Source organism: Aquirufa lenticrescens (assembly GCF_019916085.1).
Taxonomy (GTDB): Bacteria; Bacteroidota; Bacteroidia; order Cytophagales; family Spirosomataceae; genus Aquirufa; species Aquirufa lenticrescens.
This window is the reverse complement of the sequence record NZ_CP049834.1, coordinates 758134-776691: the sequence shown is the minus strand read 5'-3', so window position 1 is coordinate 776691 and position 18558 is coordinate 758134. Positions and strand designations below refer to the sequence as shown.

The 18558-nt window shown below is 42.2% G+C and carries 19 protein-coding genes; 8 read left to right on the top strand and 11 right to left on the bottom strand.

Annotated features, from left to right (window positions below):
- Positions 1–15: 15 nt before the first annotated feature.
- The gene (locus G9X62_RS03550; protein WP_223131430.1) at positions 16–1227 is read right to left on the bottom strand and encodes a bifunctional 3,4-dihydroxy-2-butanone-4-phosphate synthase/GTP cyclohydrolase II; all 1212 of its coding nucleotides are present in this window, start codon (positions 1225–1227) and stop codon (positions 16–18) included.
- Between the two features lie 51 nt (positions 1228–1278).
- Between G9X62_RS03550 and G9X62_RS03545 the strand changes: the two genes are divergently transcribed.
- Positions 1279–1986 carry an ABC transporter ATP-binding protein gene (locus G9X62_RS03545; protein WP_261345546.1) on the top strand — a complete coding sequence of 236 codons (708 nt, stop codon included), beginning with the start codon at positions 1279–1281 and terminating at the stop codon, positions 1984–1986.
- On the opposite strand, the gene G9X62_RS03540 is transcribed toward G9X62_RS03545, so the two are convergent.
- From G9X62_RS03540 to G9X62_RS03530, 3 genes are read right to left on the bottom strand one after another with little or no spacing between them, the layout of a single operon-like run.
- Positions 1967–2746, bottom strand: coding sequence for an amidohydrolase (locus G9X62_RS03540; protein WP_223131429.1), 780 nt, complete (start codon positions 2744–2746; stop codon positions 1967–1969). The two genes, G9X62_RS03545 and G9X62_RS03540, sit on opposite strands and share 20 nt — an antisense overlap.
- 12 nt (positions 2747–2758) lie before the next feature.
- A complete protein-coding gene (locus tag G9X62_RS03535) occupies positions 2759–4129 on the bottom strand; it encodes a DUF4270 family protein (RefSeq protein ID WP_223131428.1) in 1371 nt (456 codons plus the stop codon).
- Complete coding sequence (locus G9X62_RS03530) at positions 4080–4889, bottom strand: glycogen/starch synthase (RefSeq protein WP_223131427.1); 810 nt, start codon at positions 4887–4889, stop codon at positions 4080–4082. The genes G9X62_RS03535 and G9X62_RS03530 overlap by 50 nt, the downstream gene beginning before the upstream one ends.
- 125 nt (positions 4890–5014) lie before the next feature.
- Between G9X62_RS03530 and G9X62_RS03525 the strand changes: the two genes are divergently transcribed.
- From G9X62_RS03525 to G9X62_RS03515, 3 genes are read left to right on the top strand one after another with little or no spacing between them, the layout of a single operon-like run.
- The gene (locus tag G9X62_RS03525) at positions 5015–5998 is read left to right on the top strand and encodes a lysylphosphatidylglycerol synthase transmembrane domain-containing protein (RefSeq protein WP_223131426.1); all 984 of its coding nucleotides are present in this window, start codon (positions 5015–5017) and stop codon (positions 5996–5998) included.
- The gene (gene rfaE2, locus G9X62_RS03520; protein WP_223131425.1) at positions 5982–6467 is read left to right on the top strand and encodes a D-glycero-beta-D-manno-heptose 1-phosphate adenylyltransferase; all 486 of its coding nucleotides are present in this window, start codon (positions 5982–5984) and stop codon (positions 6465–6467) included. Before G9X62_RS03525 ends, rfaE2 begins: the two co-directional genes overlap by 17 nt.
- A gap of 4 nt (positions 6468–6471) precedes the next feature.
- A complete protein-coding gene (locus G9X62_RS03515; RefSeq protein ID WP_223131424.1) occupies positions 6472–7152 on the top strand; it encodes a zinc metallopeptidase in 681 nt (226 codons plus the stop codon).
- Positions 7153–7272: 120 nt separating this feature from the next.
- Here G9X62_RS03515 and G9X62_RS03510 read toward each other — a convergent pair whose 3' ends face one another.
- Positions 7273–8997, bottom strand: coding sequence for an amino acid permease (locus G9X62_RS03510; protein WP_223131423.1), 1725 nt, complete (start codon positions 8995–8997; stop codon positions 7273–7275).
- Between the two features lie 85 nt (positions 8998–9082).
- Between G9X62_RS03510 and G9X62_RS03505 the strand changes: the two genes are divergently transcribed.
- Entirely contained in the window at positions 9083–10075 is a 993-nt protein-coding gene (locus G9X62_RS03505; RefSeq protein ID WP_223131422.1) for a glycosyltransferase family 2 protein, read from the top strand.
- Here G9X62_RS03505 and G9X62_RS03500 read toward each other — a convergent pair.
- Positions 10072–10293, bottom strand: coding sequence for a PspC domain-containing protein (locus G9X62_RS03500; RefSeq protein WP_223131421.1), 222 nt, complete (start codon positions 10291–10293; stop codon positions 10072–10074). The two genes, G9X62_RS03505 and G9X62_RS03500, sit on opposite strands and share 4 nt — an antisense overlap.
- A gap of 211 nt (positions 10294–10504) precedes the next feature.
- On the opposite strand from G9X62_RS03500, the gene G9X62_RS03495 reads away from it, so the two are divergent.
- Positions 10505–10699, top strand: a complete 195-nt coding sequence (locus G9X62_RS03495) for a cold-shock protein (RefSeq protein WP_130895221.1) — start codon at positions 10505–10507, stop codon at positions 10697–10699.
- A gap of 151 nt (positions 10700–10850) precedes the next feature.
- Here G9X62_RS03495 and lysS read toward each other — a convergent pair whose 3' ends face one another.
- Positions 10851–12566: a lysine--tRNA ligase gene (gene lysS / locus G9X62_RS03490; protein ID WP_223131420.1), complete on the bottom strand. Its 1716-nt coding sequence runs from the start codon at positions 12564–12566 to the stop codon at positions 10851–10853.
- Between the two features lie 145 nt (positions 12567–12711).
- Between lysS and G9X62_RS03485 the strand changes: the two genes are divergently transcribed.
- Positions 12712–14190 carry a Do family serine endopeptidase gene (locus G9X62_RS03485; RefSeq protein WP_223131419.1) on the top strand — a complete coding sequence of 493 codons (1479 nt, stop codon included), beginning with the start codon at positions 12712–12714 and terminating at the stop codon, positions 14188–14190.
- A 261-nt stretch (positions 14191–14451) separates the two neighbouring features.
- Here the strand turns inward: G9X62_RS03485 and G9X62_RS03480 are convergent, their stop codons facing one another.
- Positions 14452–15435, bottom strand: a complete 984-nt coding sequence (locus G9X62_RS03480) for a pyruvate dehydrogenase complex E1 component subunit beta (RefSeq protein ID WP_223131418.1) — start codon at positions 15433–15435, stop codon at positions 14452–14454.
- Positions 15436–15546: 111 nt separating this feature from the next.
- Between G9X62_RS03480 and aroB the strand changes: the two genes are divergently transcribed.
- Positions 15547–16575: a 3-dehydroquinate synthase gene (gene aroB, locus G9X62_RS03475; protein WP_223131417.1), complete on the top strand. Its 1029-nt coding sequence runs from the start codon at positions 15547–15549 to the stop codon at positions 16573–16575.
- A gap of 11 nt (positions 16576–16586) precedes the next feature.
- On the opposite strand, the gene gatC is transcribed toward aroB, so the two are convergent.
- The 3 genes from gatC to gltX are packed head-to-tail and all read right to left on the bottom strand — an operon-like array spanning position 16587 to position 18555.
- On the bottom strand, positions 16587–16874 hold the full coding sequence (gatC, locus tag G9X62_RS03470; RefSeq protein WP_223131416.1) for an Asp-tRNA(Asn)/Glu-tRNA(Gln) amidotransferase subunit GatC: 288 nt from the start codon (positions 16872–16874) through the stop codon (positions 16587–16589).
- Complete coding sequence (locus G9X62_RS03465; RefSeq protein ID WP_223131415.1) at positions 16864–17046, bottom strand: hypothetical protein; 183 nt, start codon at positions 17044–17046, stop codon at positions 16864–16866. The genes gatC and G9X62_RS03465 overlap by 11 nt, the downstream gene beginning before the upstream one ends.
- A gap of 6 nt (positions 17047–17052) precedes the next feature.
- On the bottom strand, positions 17053–18555 hold the full coding sequence (gltX, locus tag G9X62_RS03460; RefSeq protein WP_223131414.1) for a glutamate--tRNA ligase: 1503 nt from the start codon (positions 18553–18555) through the stop codon (positions 17053–17055).
- Between the last annotated feature and the right edge of the window lie 3 nt (positions 18556–18558).

The window sequence follows — 18558 nt, the reverse complement described above, 5'->3', positions numbered from 1 at the left end:
AATAGGCACGTGATTCTAGCGAATCGCGTGCCCCATTTTATCTCTTTTCGTTTCCAAGTACTTCTTATTATGTGGATTTGCAGGAATCTCAATTCCGATCGAATCAACGATTTCTAATCCGTAGCCCATTAGGCCCGCTCTTTTCTTCGGATTATTAGAGATTAATCGAATCTTTTGGACGCCTAGGTCGCGTAAAATTTGGGCACCTACGCCGTAGTCACGCTCATCCATTGCAAAGCCAAGTTCTAGATTCGCTTCTACTGTATCTCGGCCTTGCTCCTGCAATTTATACGCTTTCAACTTATTGATTAGACCGATTCCGCGGCCTTCTTGGAACATATATAAAATCACGCCTTTCCCTTCTTTTTCCACCATTTCCATCGCAGCGTGCAATTGTTCTCCGCAATCGCAGCGGCAAGAACCAAAAATATCTCCCGTCACACAAGAACTATGTACACGCACCATTACAGGTTCGTTTTTCTCCCAACTTCCTTTAATCAAGGCTAAATGGGTATCTCCTGTATTGATTTGTTTGAAAGCCACTAATTCAAAAGATCCCCATTCCGTAGGCATATTCACACCGATTTCTCTTTTAATCAGAGACTCTTTCGCCAAACGGTATTCGATCAAATCTTTAATCGTCACTAATTTCAAATCAAACTTATCAGCGATGACCCTTAAGTCAGGCAAACGCGCCATACTGCCATCTTCGTTCAAGATTTCGATCAATACACCTGAGGGTTTAAAGCCCGCTAGACGAGCAAAATCCATCGAAGCTTCCGTATGTCCTGTGCGACGTAAAACGCCTTCTGAACGCGATTTTAAAGGAAAAATATGGCCAGGTCTTCCTAAGTCGGTTGGCTGAGTAGCGGGATCCACTAGTGCTTGTATGGTTTTGGCCCGATCCTGAGCTGAAATACCTGTGGTGCAACCATTGCCTAGTAAATCGACTGAAACGGTGAACGGCGTCTCATGGGAGGTCGTATTCTGATTCACCATCATCTCTAGACCCAATGCCTGGCAACGCTCATCTGTTAAAGAAACACACATCAAACCGCGCGCCTCCTTGATCATAAAATTGACTATTTCAGGCGTGATCGCTTCTGAGGCACAAATCATATCGCCTTCGTTCTCCCGATCTTCATCGTCTGCGACTATAATTATTTTACCTTGACGAATATCTTCCAAGGCATCTTCTATACGATCTAAGCGAATTTTATCTAGCATTTTGTAGGCATTTGAATCAGAAACACAAAGTTACACGAAATAATTCCCTTTTTGACTACCTTTGTTAATATGTTCATCGAGGTAAAAAATCTTTCTAAAAGCTACGGAAATCAACCCGCCGTCCAAGACCTAAATTTCCGTTTAGAAGTAGGCCAAATCGTGGGATTTCTAGGACCCAACGGCGCAGGAAAATCGACGACCTTGAAAATGCTTTTAGGACTTATCCAGCCATCATCAGGTTCCGTTACCATCGACGGAAATGATCCGCAAGAACAAGAAATTGCCCTCAAAAAGCAGATTGGTTATTTAGCTGAAAACAACCCACTGTATCCAGAAATGTATGTGCGGGAGTTTTTGGCCTTTATCGGAAACATCCACCAACTCCAGCATCTGGACAAGCGAATTCAAGAAGTCATCGAGTGGGTTGGACTTGAAAAAGAGGCACATAAGAAAATACAAGAACTTTCTAAAGGATATCAACAACGCGTAGGCATTGCTCTAGCCATCTTACATGACCCGAAATTACTAATCTTAGATGAACCGACAAGTGGCTTAGATCCGAACCAACGCGATGAAATTCGCGACTTAATCAAAAGTCTGCAAAAAGACCGCATCATTTTATTCTCCAGCCATATTCTATCTGAGGTAGAAGCTATTTGTGACCGTGTTTTATTAATTAACCAAGGTAAACTAGTGAGCGATAGCTCTATGAAGGAAATCAAGGATTTAGAGCAATTCTTTAAAGAGAAGACAAGTTAAACGAATCTGCATCTAAATGCGCAGGGAATTTCGCCCTAAATTCTACTAATTCAGTTGCCGATAATTCACACGTCAAAATTTGATCCTGCGATGCTAAATCGAGCTGAAGAGCTCCTTTAAAATCAACTAGCAAAGAATCCCCCACATAATCTAGGGCATTCGCATCTATTCCAACCCGGTTCACTCCTATCACATAAGACAGGTTCTCAATGGCTCTTGCTTGCAACAACGTTCTCCAAGCATTAGCACGCGGAGCAGGCCAATTCGCTACATAAATGGCCGCATCATAGGCCATTCCCACATTGCGTGACCAAACAGGAAACCGAAGATCATAGCAAATAAATAAGGCTAAGTTCCAACCCTTGTAGGAAACAATTACCTGCTTGTCACCTGATTGATAAAACTCGTGCTCTGCTCCCATTCGAAACAAATGGCGCTTGTCATACGAGGTGAAAGCACCATCAGGCTGAACGGCATAAAGCCGATTAAAGAAAGCATTTTGTTGTTTTACCTTAAGGGAACCTATGACCAAAGCCCCTAAGCGATTTGCTTGCAATTGCATCCACTGAAGTGCGGGACCCTTGCCTATTTCAGCGCCAGTAGGCGTCATTGAAAAGCCGGTGGCAAACATTTCAGGTAGAACAATTACGTCTGTTTTACCGGCTAAGTCGGATAATTTCTCCTCTATCTGCGCACAATTAGCGGCAGGATCATCCCAAACTAAATCGGTTTGAACTAAGCTTACCCGTAGATTCGCCATATTTGCCGGAGTTTATTTGGCAATATAAGAATAATAGATCTTCAAACGAGCTTTCATCGCCTGAAGAGGTACAAAACGCGTACTTTCATTGATGATTCTCGTATTACCAGCGGAGTTAGCAGTTAATGCTGGAGTAATCAGCCAGCCTGTATTGGCTTGTTTACCCACTAATAGCGATTGAATGGCTGTAGTCACATTAAAAGTATACGACTTCGAACTAGGATCGATTGCTGAGGTAATCACACTCGTACCACCTTCAGAAAGCAAATACTTCAAACCATAACTATTCCGAAGCGTTCGATTAGTCGAATTTGTTTCTACGATAGACAATTGCCCAATTGTTTGTTGAAGATCGATATTATCAGCAGCAGTTAACACTAATTCAGCCTTATTCACAGCCACATTTCGATTACCTTTTAAATTAAGCAAATACGGAAATTCTACCTTAGTGGCTACTCCTGTACCCGCCTGGATATAGGTGATACCACTAGTTGCGGTTGAAGAAACGATATTTCCTGGGTTTTGAAGGGCGGCTAAAGCTCCTGTTTTGGTCGACTTAATCTGGTTAAAACGAGCTAATAATTCAGGGTAAAGCGCATTCGATAAGCTGAAATAATAATCCATATAATACTTAGTCGTATCACCCGGATTATGGAAATACAAGGTCATACGAGAATAGCCTGGGTTGAAACCAATCATAGCTCCAGAAGTGGAACCAGAAGATTTAAACAACATACCCGGAAAATAATCTCTAAACCCTTTACCACCCGCAGCAACCGTTGTTTCTGCATATTTACTCAATAATTCACGACCAAAGGTATCCGACATCCGAAAACGCAAGGTGTCATAGCGAACAGAATCACCATTCATCGCTTTCGTTCGAATAGGACGAGGGGCAAAGGTATGTCTACCTAACAAAGCTGCATCTGAACGAACAGAAGAACTCGCAAAATAATCCGTCCCCCTATTTAAGCTATCTAATAAACGGTATATGCTTAGTGTTTGCGTTTTTGTTGTATCTCCTTGGTAGCCAGAATAAGCCAAACGCAAGGTTAATGAATCGTAAACTGACGTAGCTTTTGCAAAAAGAGTATCGATACTAGATACCTGGGTATAAACAGCTGATTCCGATAAACCTAGCACCGGATGATTGTAAGACCCAACTAATAACGTATTAGGCGACCCTGTATAGATCGAATCAATCAGTACAGTCGACGATTTAATCGTGATTGTATCTGAGTAATTCAAACCTACTTCCACACTAAATAAATCGTCTCCAATTTCTTTAGGTGTATCACAAGAAGCAAGGAATAAGGAAAGAATTCCTACCCATTTAATTGCCGGACATTTCCAAGTACGTTTTTTCGAAGAAATCGAGGTCATTGTCGGCAATGTTTTGAGAGGTTTTATGTTGATATTCATCAATAATCGTTTGAATACGGCTGTTATCCGCATTTACTAAAGAAACTATTTTGTCTGCATACTCTGCACCTATCTTGATAAATGCTTCGTAATTTCCACCTGCTAAGCTACCTAAATGTGCTTCGTCTAAATCTCCGATCTTCACTTTTTCGATCAAATCGTCTGATTCAAACGTAAAATCAAAGGCAGAATTGTGTGGAGAGAAAATAGTTTTCGAATCCTTGTAGATCGGGTGATTTTGGTAATGAGTCGAGATATACAAAGGCACTAAACTAGACATCCAATCATTACAGTGAATGATATCTGGAGCCCAACCTAACTTCACAACCGTCTCTAAAGCCCCTTTGCAGAAGAAAATAGCACGCTCGTGATTGTCTGGATAAAATGCGCCTTCCTTGTCAGTTAACACATATTTACGTTGGTAATAATCTTCGTTATCGATGAAGTATACTTGTAATTTCGCAGCCGGAATACTCGCTACTTTAATGGTCAAAGGCTTTTCTTCCTCACCCATTGGAATGGTAATACCTGAAAGACGAACCACTTCGTGCAATCGGTTTTTACGCTCATTGATCGAACCGAATCGTGGCACTAAAATTCTAATTTCCATCCCTCTCTCCTGCATAGCAGTAGGAAGAGCGCGTACGAAATCAGCAATTTTTGACGTGTTTTGAAAAGGATCTACCTCACTTGAAACGTAAAGAATACGTAATTTGGCCATTCTAAATTGATTACTTAGGGGAAAATTACCCCAAAAAACATTACAAAAGTACAAAAAAATAATCGGATTACCACCATCAATATACAATGAAAGGTCTTTAAATTGCCTGTTGAAAGAAGAACCAGATGCTGAAATCCATTATAAAATACCTTATTTCTAGTTTATTGGCTGTAGGATTACTGTATTGGGCCTTTTCCAAAAGCCAGTTGCACTGGAATGACATCCTAACTGCCTTCCAGCAAGCCGACTACAATTGGGTGGCCGTTTCCGTGGTCATATCGATCCTGTCGCACCTTTTGCGTGCTCTGCGTTGGGAGCAATTATTGGGCGCCATGAACTATCAGCCGGGTACTTTACGCACATTTTCAGCCGTATTAATCGGTTATTTTGCGAATTTTCTAGTACCCCGCTTAGGTGAAGTTTCTCGTTGCGGGTCTTTGCAAAAAACGGCAGAAATCCCCTTTGAAGAATCTTTTGGCACCGTAATCACTGAAAGAATTGTGGATCTATTGAGCCTAATTGTGTTAGTGGGGATCACCTTTCTAGTGGAGTGGGAACCCTTACAAAACAGCTTGTTCCCTACCTTGCATTTACCATCCGGCACCTTAATTATCACGGCATCTATTCTAGGCTTAATCGGCTTAGGAGTGTTATGGAAGTTTAAAGATTTTCTCCAAAAAGCAGGAGCAGATTCCAAAGTGGGCAAAATGATTTTAGGATGGGTCGCTGGCATTGGAAGTATTCGCCACTTAGCTCAACCTGGCAAATTTATCGTTTACAGTGTAGGCATTTGGTTGTGCTATTATTTAAGTACCTACACCTTGTTTCTAGCATTTCCCATCAGCGAAAACCTAGGCATAAGTGCGGCATTAACCGTTTTAGTGATGGGCACCTTTGGAATGGCCACACCTACGCAAGGGGGAATTGGCGCTTACCACAGTTTAGTGGCCTCAGCTTTTGTATTCTATTCACTTGCTTATAAAGATGGCTTTATGTTAGCTACCTTTTTTCACGGAACTCAAATGATTACCCTGTTGTTATTGGGTGGATTTAGTTTTATTTTAACCTTATTTTTACCCAAAATTAGCGCACGTGTCAAACAGATCTGAACATAAAATTGTCACATTAGCCCAAGGAATCGAACTCCGCAAAAAATGGAAAGCAAACGGAGATAAAGTCGTTTTTACGAACGGATGTTTCGATATTTTGCATTTAGGCCACGTGGATTATTTGGAAAAGTCTAGTGAATTTGGCACTCAAATGATCGTAGCCGTTAACTCAGATGCCTCGGTTCGTACCCTAGAGAAAGGAGTCGAAAGACCGGTGAATGCTGAATATGCTAGAGCCCGATTGATCGCTGCGTTGGGCTTTGTTTCGATGGTCATTATTTTTGGGGAGCCCACGCCTTTAGAACTCATTCAATCCCTCAGTCCAGACGTGCTCGTAAAGGGTAATGATTATACCATTGAGACGATTGTGGGGGCCAAAGAAGTGATGGCAGCCGGCGGCGAAGTAAAAACCATTGCGTTAGTGCCCGATTATTCCACTACTAAAATCATTCAAAAACTTAAACAATAAAACTATGTATTTCATTGCCATCATTTTCGGAGTCGCAGGTATGCTTATTTCATGGCGACTAAAATCAAAGTTTAAAACCTATTCTCAAACCCCATTACAGAGTAATTTGTCCGGCCAAGAAATCGCTCAGCAAATGCTCGCTGACCACGGCATCTCAGATGTCCGCATCATTTCAGTAGAAGGCCAATTAACAGATCACTATAATCCGGCAGATAGAACGGTTAATTTGAGTGCGGATGTGTACCATGGTAGAAATGCGGCCGCAGCGGCTGTGGCTGCCCACGAATGCGGTCATGCGGTTCAACATGCGAGAGCCTACGCTTTCTTACAATTCCGCAGCTCGATGGTTCCCATGCTTAGTATCGCCAATGGATTCATGCCCATCTTATTGATGATTGGAATGATGGTCTTGTACTCGACTGGAAATAGCACCCTGCTAGCTGTTGGAGTGGCCCTATTTGCGATGGCTACCCTATTTAGCTTCGTTACGCTACCGGTTGAATTCGATGCTTCGAATAGAGCCTTGAATTGGATCAAAGAAAAAGGAATCGTAACACCTACCGAATATGCGATGTCGAAAGATGCGCTTTGGTGGGCCGCGATGACCTATGTAGTCGCCGCGTTAGGTATGTTAGCGCAGTTGCTTTATTATTTGAATTTGTTGGGTGGAAGAAATCGAGATTAGAGATAAGAGAGTATAGAGCAGAGATATGGTAACAAAAAAGGGAGCAAATGCTCCCTTTTTTGTTTAAGTCCGAAGGAAAAGAGTCCGAAGTAAAACCGTCTATACTCTCTACTCTATAATCTATGCTCTATTATTAACATTCAACTTCGACTTCCGATAACTATACCCAAAATAAATCAACACCCCCGCCAAGCACCAGTACATAAAACGCTCCCAGTTCGTCGAACCCATTTGAGTCATCAGATACAGGTTAACTAATAATCCCAAGACAGGAATTAAAGACAACTTTTGGGTCACACTAAAGAAGGCCATCACAGACCAGATGAGGAAGAACCCGAACATAATAAAGTGATCCGCCTTTGCTTCACCAGTATACAATCCTTGTAACCATTCACCTAGATTTACGCCTGAATACGAAATAAGCCCAATCGCTATAATAAGTGATAAACCCACATAATAACTTGAGTTGATGTAAGGGATTTTGAATTTAGACTTCTTTTGATTTTCTGGATCAAGATCTAACACTAAAACCCCTCCACAAACTAATACGAAAGCGAACAGCGTTCCGATACTACTTAAATTGATCACCTCCTCTAAGTTTGCGAACAAGGCAGGAACACCTACTAAAACACCCGTCATAATCGTGGAAAAAGATGGGGTTCGGTATTTGGGGTGAATGCGAGAAAAGGCTTTTGGCAATAACCCATCACGTGACATCGTCATCCAAATACGTGGCTGACCTAATTGATAGACAAGCAAAGCAGAGGTTAAGGCAATGACCGCACTCGCCGCTACGATTCCGGCGACTCCTGGCAAGCCGACTTGCATAAACATAAAGGCCAAAGGATCCTCAATTCCAGCTAAATTTTCAGATGGCACAATACCCGTTAAGACCAAAGTAACTAAAACGTATAGGACTGTACAAATGATTAAGGCATACATCATCGCTTTGGGAATATCCCGTTGCGGGTTCTTGCACTCTTCTGCGGTGGTAGAAATAGAATCAAACCCGATATAGGCAAAACAAACGGCCGCCACACTTTTCAATACCCCTGAAATTCCATTAGGCGCAAAAGGCGTCCAGTTCTCTACCTGCACATAAAAAGCACCCACTCCCACTACGATCATGATGACCAATAGCTTCAATATCACGAGGATATTGTTCGTATTTTTTGATTCTTTAATTCCAATGTAGACCAAATAAGTAATGGCTACCGTGATCAAAAGTGCCGGAATGTTAGCCACAAAATGCCAGCCGAATATGGTAGGAGCCGATTGGTAGGCCGTATAACCTTCTCGGAGATTAACAGATAAAGTTTCAAATTTCTCGCCGGATGCTAAGACTGAAGTCGTTTCAGTAAAAGCTCTTTTTGCAGACAAATAATCCATCGTCATAAACTCTGGCACATGCACTCCCAAGCCTTCTAACAAATCTACAAAATATTTAGACCACGAAATGGCCACTGCAACGTTCGAAATGGCATATTCTAACAGCAAATTCCAACCCAAAATCCAGGCTACAATCTCCCCCAAACTCGTATAAGCATAGGTATAGGCGCTACCAGAAATAGGTACGGTAGCCGCAAAACGCGCATAACAGAAGGCCGTAAACATACAGGCCATCGCCGTAAACACGAATAACATCGATACCGCTGGACCGCCATTCGCAGAAGCCTGACCAATAGCTGAGAAGATACTGGCGCCAATGATAGCTGCCACACCCATAAAGGTCAAATCGCGCACTCCCAGATTTCGATCCATCGAGTTCCCCTCAATGCTTTCAATCTCTAATTGATCTGAAATAATTTTATCGATGGATTTCTTGCGAAAAAAACTTGACCACATACGGTATTGGATTGTTAATGAAGTGACAAAAATACATCTTTCTGAAAGAAATTCTAATTTGATTGATTTCGATTACCTTTGCACTATGTCTGTCGCCGTCGTTATTTTAAATTACAATGGTCGGAAATTCTTAGCCGACTTCTTGCCTATTGTCCTTGAGAATACCCAGGATGCGGCGATTTATGTAGCAGACAATGGCTCTTCAGACGATTCTTTGGCCTTATTAGCCTCTGATTTTCCCAGTGTTTCCGTGCTTTCTTGGGCTGAAAATCTCGGCTATGCGGGCGGCTATAATTTTGCATTAGGCCAAATAAAAGCGGACTATTTCGTGCTGATGAATTCTGATATTGCGCCACGCAAGAATTGGTTACAACCTTTAGTGGCCTACTTCGAAGCCAATCCTTTAGTTGCTGCGGCACAGCCATTTCTACTAGACTATCAAAAACCGGAGTATTTTGAATACGCAGGAGCCGCGGGTGGATTTTGGGATGCTTATGGATACCCTTTCTGCCGCGGGCGCCTATTCGATACGCTTGAAAAAAACGAAGGACAATATAAAACATCTATTGTAAACTGGGCCACTGGTGCTTGTTTGATGGTTCGCGCTTCCGTTTTTAATTTAGTAGGAGGATTAGACGCCTATTTGTTTGCCCACATGGAGGAAATTGATCTTTGCTGGAGAATGCAAAGAGCTGGTTATAAGGTAGCAGCTATAGCAGAAAGTGAAGTATTGCATGTAGGAGGCGGAACATTGCATAAAGAGAACCCTTTCAAAACCTACCTGAATTTCCGCAACAACTTAATTTTACTCTATAAAAATTTAGAGCCTTCTAAACGCTTCTCGACTATTTTCATTCGGATGATTTTGGATGGAATTGCGGGTATAAAATTTCTAACAGAAGGAAAGCTAGGCTCCTTTTTAGCCATATTAAAGGCCCATTATGGCTTTTATCGCTATTTATTCTTCGAACCAAAATCGTCCACTGTTCAGAAAAACTGGATCAACAGTTATACTGGAAACATTCTAGCAGACTATTTCATTCGAGGCAAAAAGAAATTCAATCAAATCAAATTTTAGATATCCCAGACACTTGGGTTATTACGTTGACGTAAATAGCGACGGATATTCATCCAAAAAGCTAAAATCAAATAAATAATCACCGGGGATCCCATCGTGATAAACGAGGTGTAGATAAAGTACAATCGAATGCTACTCGTGGAAATATTCAACTTCTCTCCTAAGCGAGTACAAACGCCAAATGCCTGATTCTCAACAAAAAATTTAAGCTTTTCCATAGGTTACTAATTGAACAGACAAATTTAGTCAAAAATAAATGCAATTGACCCTTAATTAGAATAGTTATATATAATATTTGAATATTATAATTATATTTTAAAATAATCGAATATTTATTTAAAAAGTCTTGCATGCAATTGTTTTCTTTCTACATTTGAGAGCTTGAAAGACTTTCGTCTGGATGGCATTAATATTTTTAACATTTTTTTTATGCAAACTGGTAAAGTAAAATTTTTCAACGAGACGAAAGGTTTCGGATTCATCGTTGACGATCAAACAGGTGAAGACATTTTCGTACACGTAACTGGCCTTTCAGGTGTTACTATCCGCGAAAATGATTCAGTATCTTATGAAGTTACTGACGGAAAGCGTGGCGCAAACGCTATCAACGTAAAGAAAATCTAATTTTTCTTTCGTTTTTTTGATTAGAGCAAATCAGTATTTTACAATATATATGTAGGTTTACCTATAAAATTGCAACATTGATCTCTAGTTAAAGAGAAATAAAAAAAGCCTTCTTAACAGAAGGCTTTTTTTATGCATATAGGTGAAGTGATTATCCTTGAATCCAAGCTGTCACTTCGTCCTTCGTCGGCATTGCCGCATCAATCTTCAATTTCTTACGCATTCCACCTAGGTCATTAAATACTTTGTTAGGATTTGCTGCATCTAAGGCTTCTAAAGTCAAGATACCCATCTTTTGTAAAGCTGGGATCCACACTTCTGAAATACCTCTTTCCGCGAAAGCTGATTCCGAATCAACTTCCTTCATTACTTCTGGACGCATTTGAGGGAAGAATAACACTTCCTGAATAGACGATTGATTTGTCATCAACATCGTTAAGCGGTCAATACCGATACCTATACCAGAGGTAGGAGGCATAGCGTATTCAAGGGACCGAATGAAATCGTGATCCATCGCCATCGCTTCGTCGTCTCCGCGCTCCGCTAAAGCTAATTGATCTTCGAAACGTTCTTTTTGATCGATTGGGTCATTTAATTCAGAGTAGGCATTCGCGATTTCTTTTCCGTTGACGAATAACTCAAAACGCTCTACTAAACCTTCTTTCGAACGGTGCTTCTTCGTTAATGGCGACATCTCCACAGGGTAATCGGTGATGAAGGTAGGCTGAATCAAGTTTGCTTCTACTTTCTCGCCGAATAACTCGTCGATTAGCTTTCCTTTGCCCATTCCTTTATCTACTTCCATTCCGAACTCGACACACTTCGCGCGCAATTCGTCTTCTGACAAGGCATCCACATCTACTCCTGAATACTGCAAGATAGCACCAGAGATCGTTAAACGAGGATAAGGTCCCGCAAATTCGATTTCGTTCTCCCCTACTGCGATTTTGGTTTTACCGTGCAGGCGATTCGCCACTGTTTCGAAGATTAACTCCGTTAAGTTCATCATCCAATTGTAATCCTTGTAAGCTACATAGAATTCCAAGGAGGTAAATTCTGGGTTGTGCGTGCGGTCCATTCCTTCATTACGGAACATTTTACCGAACTCATATACGCCATCAAAACCACCTACAATCAGACGCTTTAAATACAATTCATTCGCGATACGCAAATAAAGAGGCATATCTAAGGTATTGTGGTGCGTCTTGAACGGACGAGCCGAGGCTCCGCCGTGTACCGCTTGCAATACCGGTGTTTCCACCTCTAACCAACCACGTTCGTCAAACATCGCACGCATCGTAGAGATAATCTTGGCACGCTTGATGAAGATGTCTTTTACGGATGGATTAACGATCAAATCTACGTAACGCTGTCTGTAGCGCATTTCTGGGTCAGAAAAGGCGTCGTAGGTTTGGCCATCTGCTTCTTTAACGACAGGAAGTGGCTTTAAGGCTTTGGAGAGAATCGTAAACTCACGCACGTGAACAGAGATTTCGCCCATCTGCGTCGTAAACACATATCCTTTTACACCGATGATGTCACCGATGTCTAGTAACTTTTTAAATACCGTATTGTACAAGGTTTTATCCTCGCCTGGACAAAGGTCGTCGCGGCGGAAGTACAATTGAATACGGCCATTCGCGTCCTGAAGTTCCGCAAAAGAGGCATTGCCCATAATACGGAAGCCCATCAAGCGACCTGCTAATACGACGTCTTGGAAATTTCCAGACTCCGGCTTGAATTCTGCCAAAATCTGATCAGAATAAACATTCACCGGGTATTCCTGTGCAGGATAAGGATCAATTCCCATCGCCAATAATTCTTGGCGCTTTTGTCTCCTCAATAATTCTTGCTCACTTAAAATCATTTGAACGTGTTTTTACGAATGAACCACAAAATTAGCCATTTCCTTTGGGATTTAAAACTCTTAAAACTTGTTAATGGAGTTGTTCGAGCCTAATTTTCATTTAAATTCGCACTACAAATTTTAAATTTATAAAAGCCAAATGGAAATGAATAATCAGCTTAAGTCGTATGCGATCATTGCATTAATGTCCAGTGGAGTCACTTTAGGTGCCTATTCTCTTTTTAATTTAGGAAACTCGTCCGGATTCTCGGATGCACCCTCCGCTTTCACTACTTCCGTATCCAATCAAAACGTACCTGGAAATCCGGGGGAATTCACCTATGCTGCAGAGAAAACGACTCCGGCAGTGGTGCATATCAAGACGAAAATGGAAACGCGTCAAAGACAACAACAATTCTCGAGCCCTTTCGATGATTTCTTCGGATTTGGAGATCCATTCGGTGGTGGTGGCCGTAGACAACAGCAACAACCGCAAGAAGCGTCTGGTTCTGGGGTAATCATCTCAGCAGACGGCTACATTGTAACGAACAACCACGTGGTGGCGGAAGCTTCTGAGGTAACAGTTATCTTAAATGATAAGCGCGAATATAAAGCGAAAGTTATTTCTACTGACCCATCGTCGGATTTAGCGGTTATCCAAATCAAGGAAACGAATTTGCCCTTCTTGACTTTTGGCGATTCTGACGCGCTACGTGTGGGTGAGTGGGTATTAGCCGTGGGTAATCCCTTTAATTTAGAGTCAACGGTTACGGCAGGAATCGTTTCTGCCAAAGGTCGCCAAAACATCATCGACCGTGATAGCCCAGACGTGAATCCATTAGAGTCCTTCATCCAAACGGATGCGGCGGTTAACCCAGGTAACTCAGGAGGGGCTTTGGTGAACTTAAAAGGTGAATTAATCGGTATCAACACCGCGATCTACTCTCGTACAGGTCAATTTGCCGGCTACTCTTTCGCCGTTCCTGTGAGCATCGTGAAGAAAGTGTCAGGCGACTTAATCAAATACGGTAACGTTCAACGCGGTTTCTTAGGAGTTCAAATTTCAGAAGTGAATGCCAAATTAGCGGACGAAAAAGACCTTAAAACAAGTGCTGGCGTGTACGTAGGCGGTTTCTCTGAAAACTCAGCTGCGAAAGATGCAGGAATCAAAATCAACGACGTAATCGTGAAGATCGACGGAGTAGAGACTAAATCATCTGCGAAATTAATGGAGATCGTTAGCCGCAAGCGTCCAGGTGAGGCTATTCAAGTAACGGTTAACCGCGATGGTGCTACAAAAGAATTCAAGGTAACGTTGAAGAACAAAGACGGTAACACCGAAATCGTAAAAGGCGACAATTCTCCTGAATCAGCGAAATCAGAATTCTTAGGTGCTAAGTTTGCGAGCTTGACTCCTGCTGAAATGAAGAAATTTGGGGTAAGTTCAGGTGTAAAAATCGCCGAAGTATTGCCAGATGGTCGTCTTGAAATGTATGGCCTTGCGAAAGGTTCTGTCATCACTAAGATCAATGATAAGGTAATCAATTCTCCTAAAGAGGCGGTGGAGGCTTTAGAATCTAGAAAAGGCCGCATCAAGCTAGAAGGCGTGGATGTGGATGGATCGAGGTTTATCTACGTGTTGTAACCAGTAACCAGTAAACAGTAGTCAGTAGAGTAGAGAGTAGAGAGTAGAGCATAAAGCACAAAGAATAAAGCATAGAGATGGCATCCGCTTCGCGGATGAATTCTAGAAAAATACTTCACAAAAGAATCGCCACCGGCGATACCAACTTTGAACTTTTATCAGTCGCTACCAGCGACCACTGGATACTGATTACTGACTACTGCATAAAAAAGCCAGCGCTTCTTACGAAACGCTGGCTTTTTTTATGCACTGTGAATAAGATTACTTCTTATAGGTTACTGTTTTAACCGCTTGGATTGTACGCTCGATGCTTGGTAGAATTTCTTCGATCAAGGTAGGTGCGTATGGAAGTGGCAAGTCACGTGAGTTCACACGAACTACTGGTGCATCTAAGTAATCAAATGCCCAACGTTGTAAGTGGTAAGCGATCTCAGATGAGATAGCCGATAATGGATTCGCTTCTTCTACGACAACGCAACGATTCGTTTTCTTCACTGATTCTACCACGGTGATATAATCAATAGGGCGAACCGAACGTAAGTCGATTACTTCGCAAGAGATTCCTTGCTTCTCTAATTCCTCAACTGCTGGCATCACCACACGAGAAAGCATTTTACCAAAAGTTACGACAGTTACTGCTGAACCTGGCTTTACAATGTTTGCTTTACCGATTGGGATTAAATATTCTCCATCTGGTACTAGACCTTTGTCACCGTACATTACTTCCGATTCCATGAAGATCACCGGGTCGTTATCACGAATCGCTGATTTCATTAAACCTTTTGCGTCTGCAGGATTCGAAGGAACCACTACTTTTAAGCCTGGTGTGTTTGCATACCAGTTCTCAAAGTTAGAGGAGTGTTGAGAGGATAATTGGCCTGCATTTCCCGTAGGTCCACGGAAAACGATAGGGCAAGAATATTGTCCACCGGACATAGACATCAATTTAGCAGCTGAGTTGATGATTTGGTCAATCGCTACTAAAGAGAAGTTAAAGGTCATAAATTCAACGATAGGACGAAGGCCATTCGCAGAAGCACCAACAGCAATACCACCAAAACCTAATTCAGCAATCGGCGTATCAATAACGCGTTCAGGACCGAATTCGTCTAACATTCCTTGGGAAACTTTGTAGGCTCCATTGTATTCCGCCACTTCCTCACCCATTAAAAAAACAGATGCATCACGACGCATTTCCTCTGACATCGCCTCACGTAAGGCTTCTCTAAACTGAATTTCTCTCATAAAAAAATGTAAATCTTGTGGGATTAACAAGCGGGTACAAAATTAGGCAAAAAATAGTCCATTTTCACAAAATCATGGTAATTTTGAGGAATCCATTGAAGAAAAAATCCTATGTCAGTAGAAATCGCAGCTATTTCAAATTCTTTGCCGGCTTTTTTAAGCCAAAATGCCTATTTGCAAATAGCGGTTCTCGTGGACGAGCAAACATCGAAGCATTGCCTTCCGCTCATTCAAGCGTATTTACCCAAGGGCTTTATCAAGATTCAGATTAAGTCTGGAGAGAATAACAAGCATTTAGCTACCTGCGAAAAAGTATGGGAAGCGATGACAAAGGCGAATATGGATCGCCACGGCCTATTGATTAATTTAGGTGGTGGGGTAATCGGTGATTTGGGAGGATTCTGTGCTTCTACTTATAAACGAGGAATCGACTTTATTCAGATTCCTACGACGCTATTAGCACAAGTAGATGCGAGTGTGGGCGGAAAATTAGGAGTAGATTTTCAAGGTTTGAAGAACCATATTGGGGTGTTCAATTTACCTAAAACGGTGTTAATTGACCCAGACTTCATCAAGAGTCTTCCACAAAAGCAAAAGCTTTCAGGTTATGCCGAAATCATCAAACATTGCTTGATTCGCGATGCGGAGAAATGGGAGCAAATAAGCCATATCGATTTCTCGGAAGTTGATTTTGCCAATCTCATAGAACATTCCGTTGAAATTAAAAAGGCAGTGGTGGCTGAAGACCCGACCGAAAAAGGATTACGAAAAATCTTGAATTGGGGACATACCTTAGGTCATGCCGTGGAAACATTCTTGTTAGATCAAGGGAAGCGCAAGATTTTGCATGGTGAGGCCATTGCTGTGGGAATGATTATGGAGGCCTTTGTGGCCTTTCAACGCGGATTGATCAGCGCGGAGGAACTAGGGGATATCGAAGTATACTTATTTGAAACCTATGGTAAAGTGGAATTGAAGGCCTCTGAAATTCCTGCTATTATTGCCTTAACGCTACAGGATAAGAAGAACAAAGGCGGAGAAGTTCGCTTCTCGTTGTTAACGGGTATTGGCGATTGTGGCTATGACATTCCGGTGAGCAAATCAGAAATGAAAAAGGCCATTGAATACTATATAGGCTAATTATTCGATTGCTATTCGATAACTTGGGGCACCTTGAAATAGGTATCATTAGTGTCAGGACCTAAGGCAAGGGCTTTGGCACGATCCAAAGTCACTTTACCCTCATCTTCGCGGAAATGGTTTAAAGCAGATGTCATATGGACCAAAGGCTCCACAGAAGACGTATCCACCGAATTAAGGGCTTCCATCCAGACTAACACCTTATTAATCGAATCTTGCATCTCCCCTAGCTTGGATTCGGGCATCTCTAATCGAGCCAAATGCGCGATTTTCTTCACATCCTCTTGACTAACCTTCATTTTCTTTCGGTTTTAATTTTTTATCCTCGGGCATATGCTTGTCCAAAAAGGCGTTTAAACGATCTCGATCTAAAGTGGACGTAATGGTCCCTAATGAATCGATATTCATTTCAAATCCCGCTAATTCAGGATGAACAGTGGGTAATTCCTTTTTTTTGTCCTTTTTGGCCATGTTCTTTTATAGTGCAGGGAATTTCGCCAAAGCTTTGGACAATCGCTCGATCACCTCCGCTTTACCCCATAATTGCATCGAAATCATCAAATCTGGACCTGCTCCATTTCCACTCAAAGCCACGCGCAAAATCTGCATCACTTTACCCATCTTAATGCCATTCGCCTCTAAAACCTCGTGAATCGCGTGCTTGATACCTTCTGGCTCCCACGAATCCACACCTGGTAAAGCTTGTGCAATAAATTGCAATCCGCTCAACGCGTCTGCATTCCACTTCGAAGCTAAAACCGCTTCATCGTAAATCGCTGGACGAGCTTGAAACTCTGCCACTTTTACCGCTAATTCTTGTGGGAACGTAATGCGATCTAAGAACAGCTGTACAAAGGCCAAACCTTGGTCTGCAGGTAAGTTAGGCAAATAATCTGCCGCTAAAGCTGCTGGATCCTGTTGCTTAATATATTGCTCATTGAACCATTGAGCTTTTTTCACATCAAACTTCGCACCTGCTTTGTTGATTCGTTCTAAAGAAAAGGCATCCGCTAGTTCTGTCAAACTAAACATCTCTTGCTCAGTCCCTGGATTCCAACCTAAGAAAGCTAAAAAGTTCAAGGTTGCTTCTTTTAGGTAGCCTTCTTGCTTAAATCCTTTAGATACCGCACCTGTCGCTGGATCCGTCCATTCCATGGGGAATACCGGGAAACCACCTAAATCCGCGTCTCTTTTGGACAGCTTACCATTTCCCTCTGGCTTTAATAAAAGAGGCAAATGGGCAAACTGAGGCGCTTTCCAGCCAAAAGCTTGGTACAATAAAATATGCAATGGCGCTGATGGCAGCCATTCTTCACCCCGAATCACGTGGGTTATTTCCATAATGTGATCATCCACCACGTTCGCTAAGTGGTAGGTAGGCATTCCGTCCGACTTCATCAAGACTTTGTCATCGATGCTAGACGTGTGCACGTGCACCCAATCGCGAATACTGTCTTGGAAACGCACCTCGCCTTTCGCTGGAACTTTCAAGCGAATCACGTAAGGGGTCCCAGAAGCAATCAATTCCTCCACCTCAGCCGGAGCCAACGCAATCGAATTTTTCAACTTCACACGGGTTAATGAATTGTATTGAAAGGCAGAACCTTGACTCTCAAAACTAGCGCGCATCGCATCTAAATCTTCAGAGGTGTCAAAAGCATAATATGCTTTTCCATCTGCTAATAATTGATCTGCATAGGCCTTGTAGAGGTCTTTGCGTTCGCTTTGGCGGTAGGGTTCGTGTGGTCCACCCACCCCTACTCCTTCGTCTGGGCTGATGCCTAACCAAGCTAAGCTCTCTAAAATATAGTTTTCCGCTCCAGGCACAAAACGTGCTTGGTCGGTATCTTCGATACGCAACAAGAATTTACCCCCCATTTTGCGGGCAAACAGGTAATTATATAAAGCGGTTCTTACCCCTCCAATGTGGAGTGGTCCCGTAGGACTGGGCGCAAAGCGAACACGTACTGAATCAGACATAGT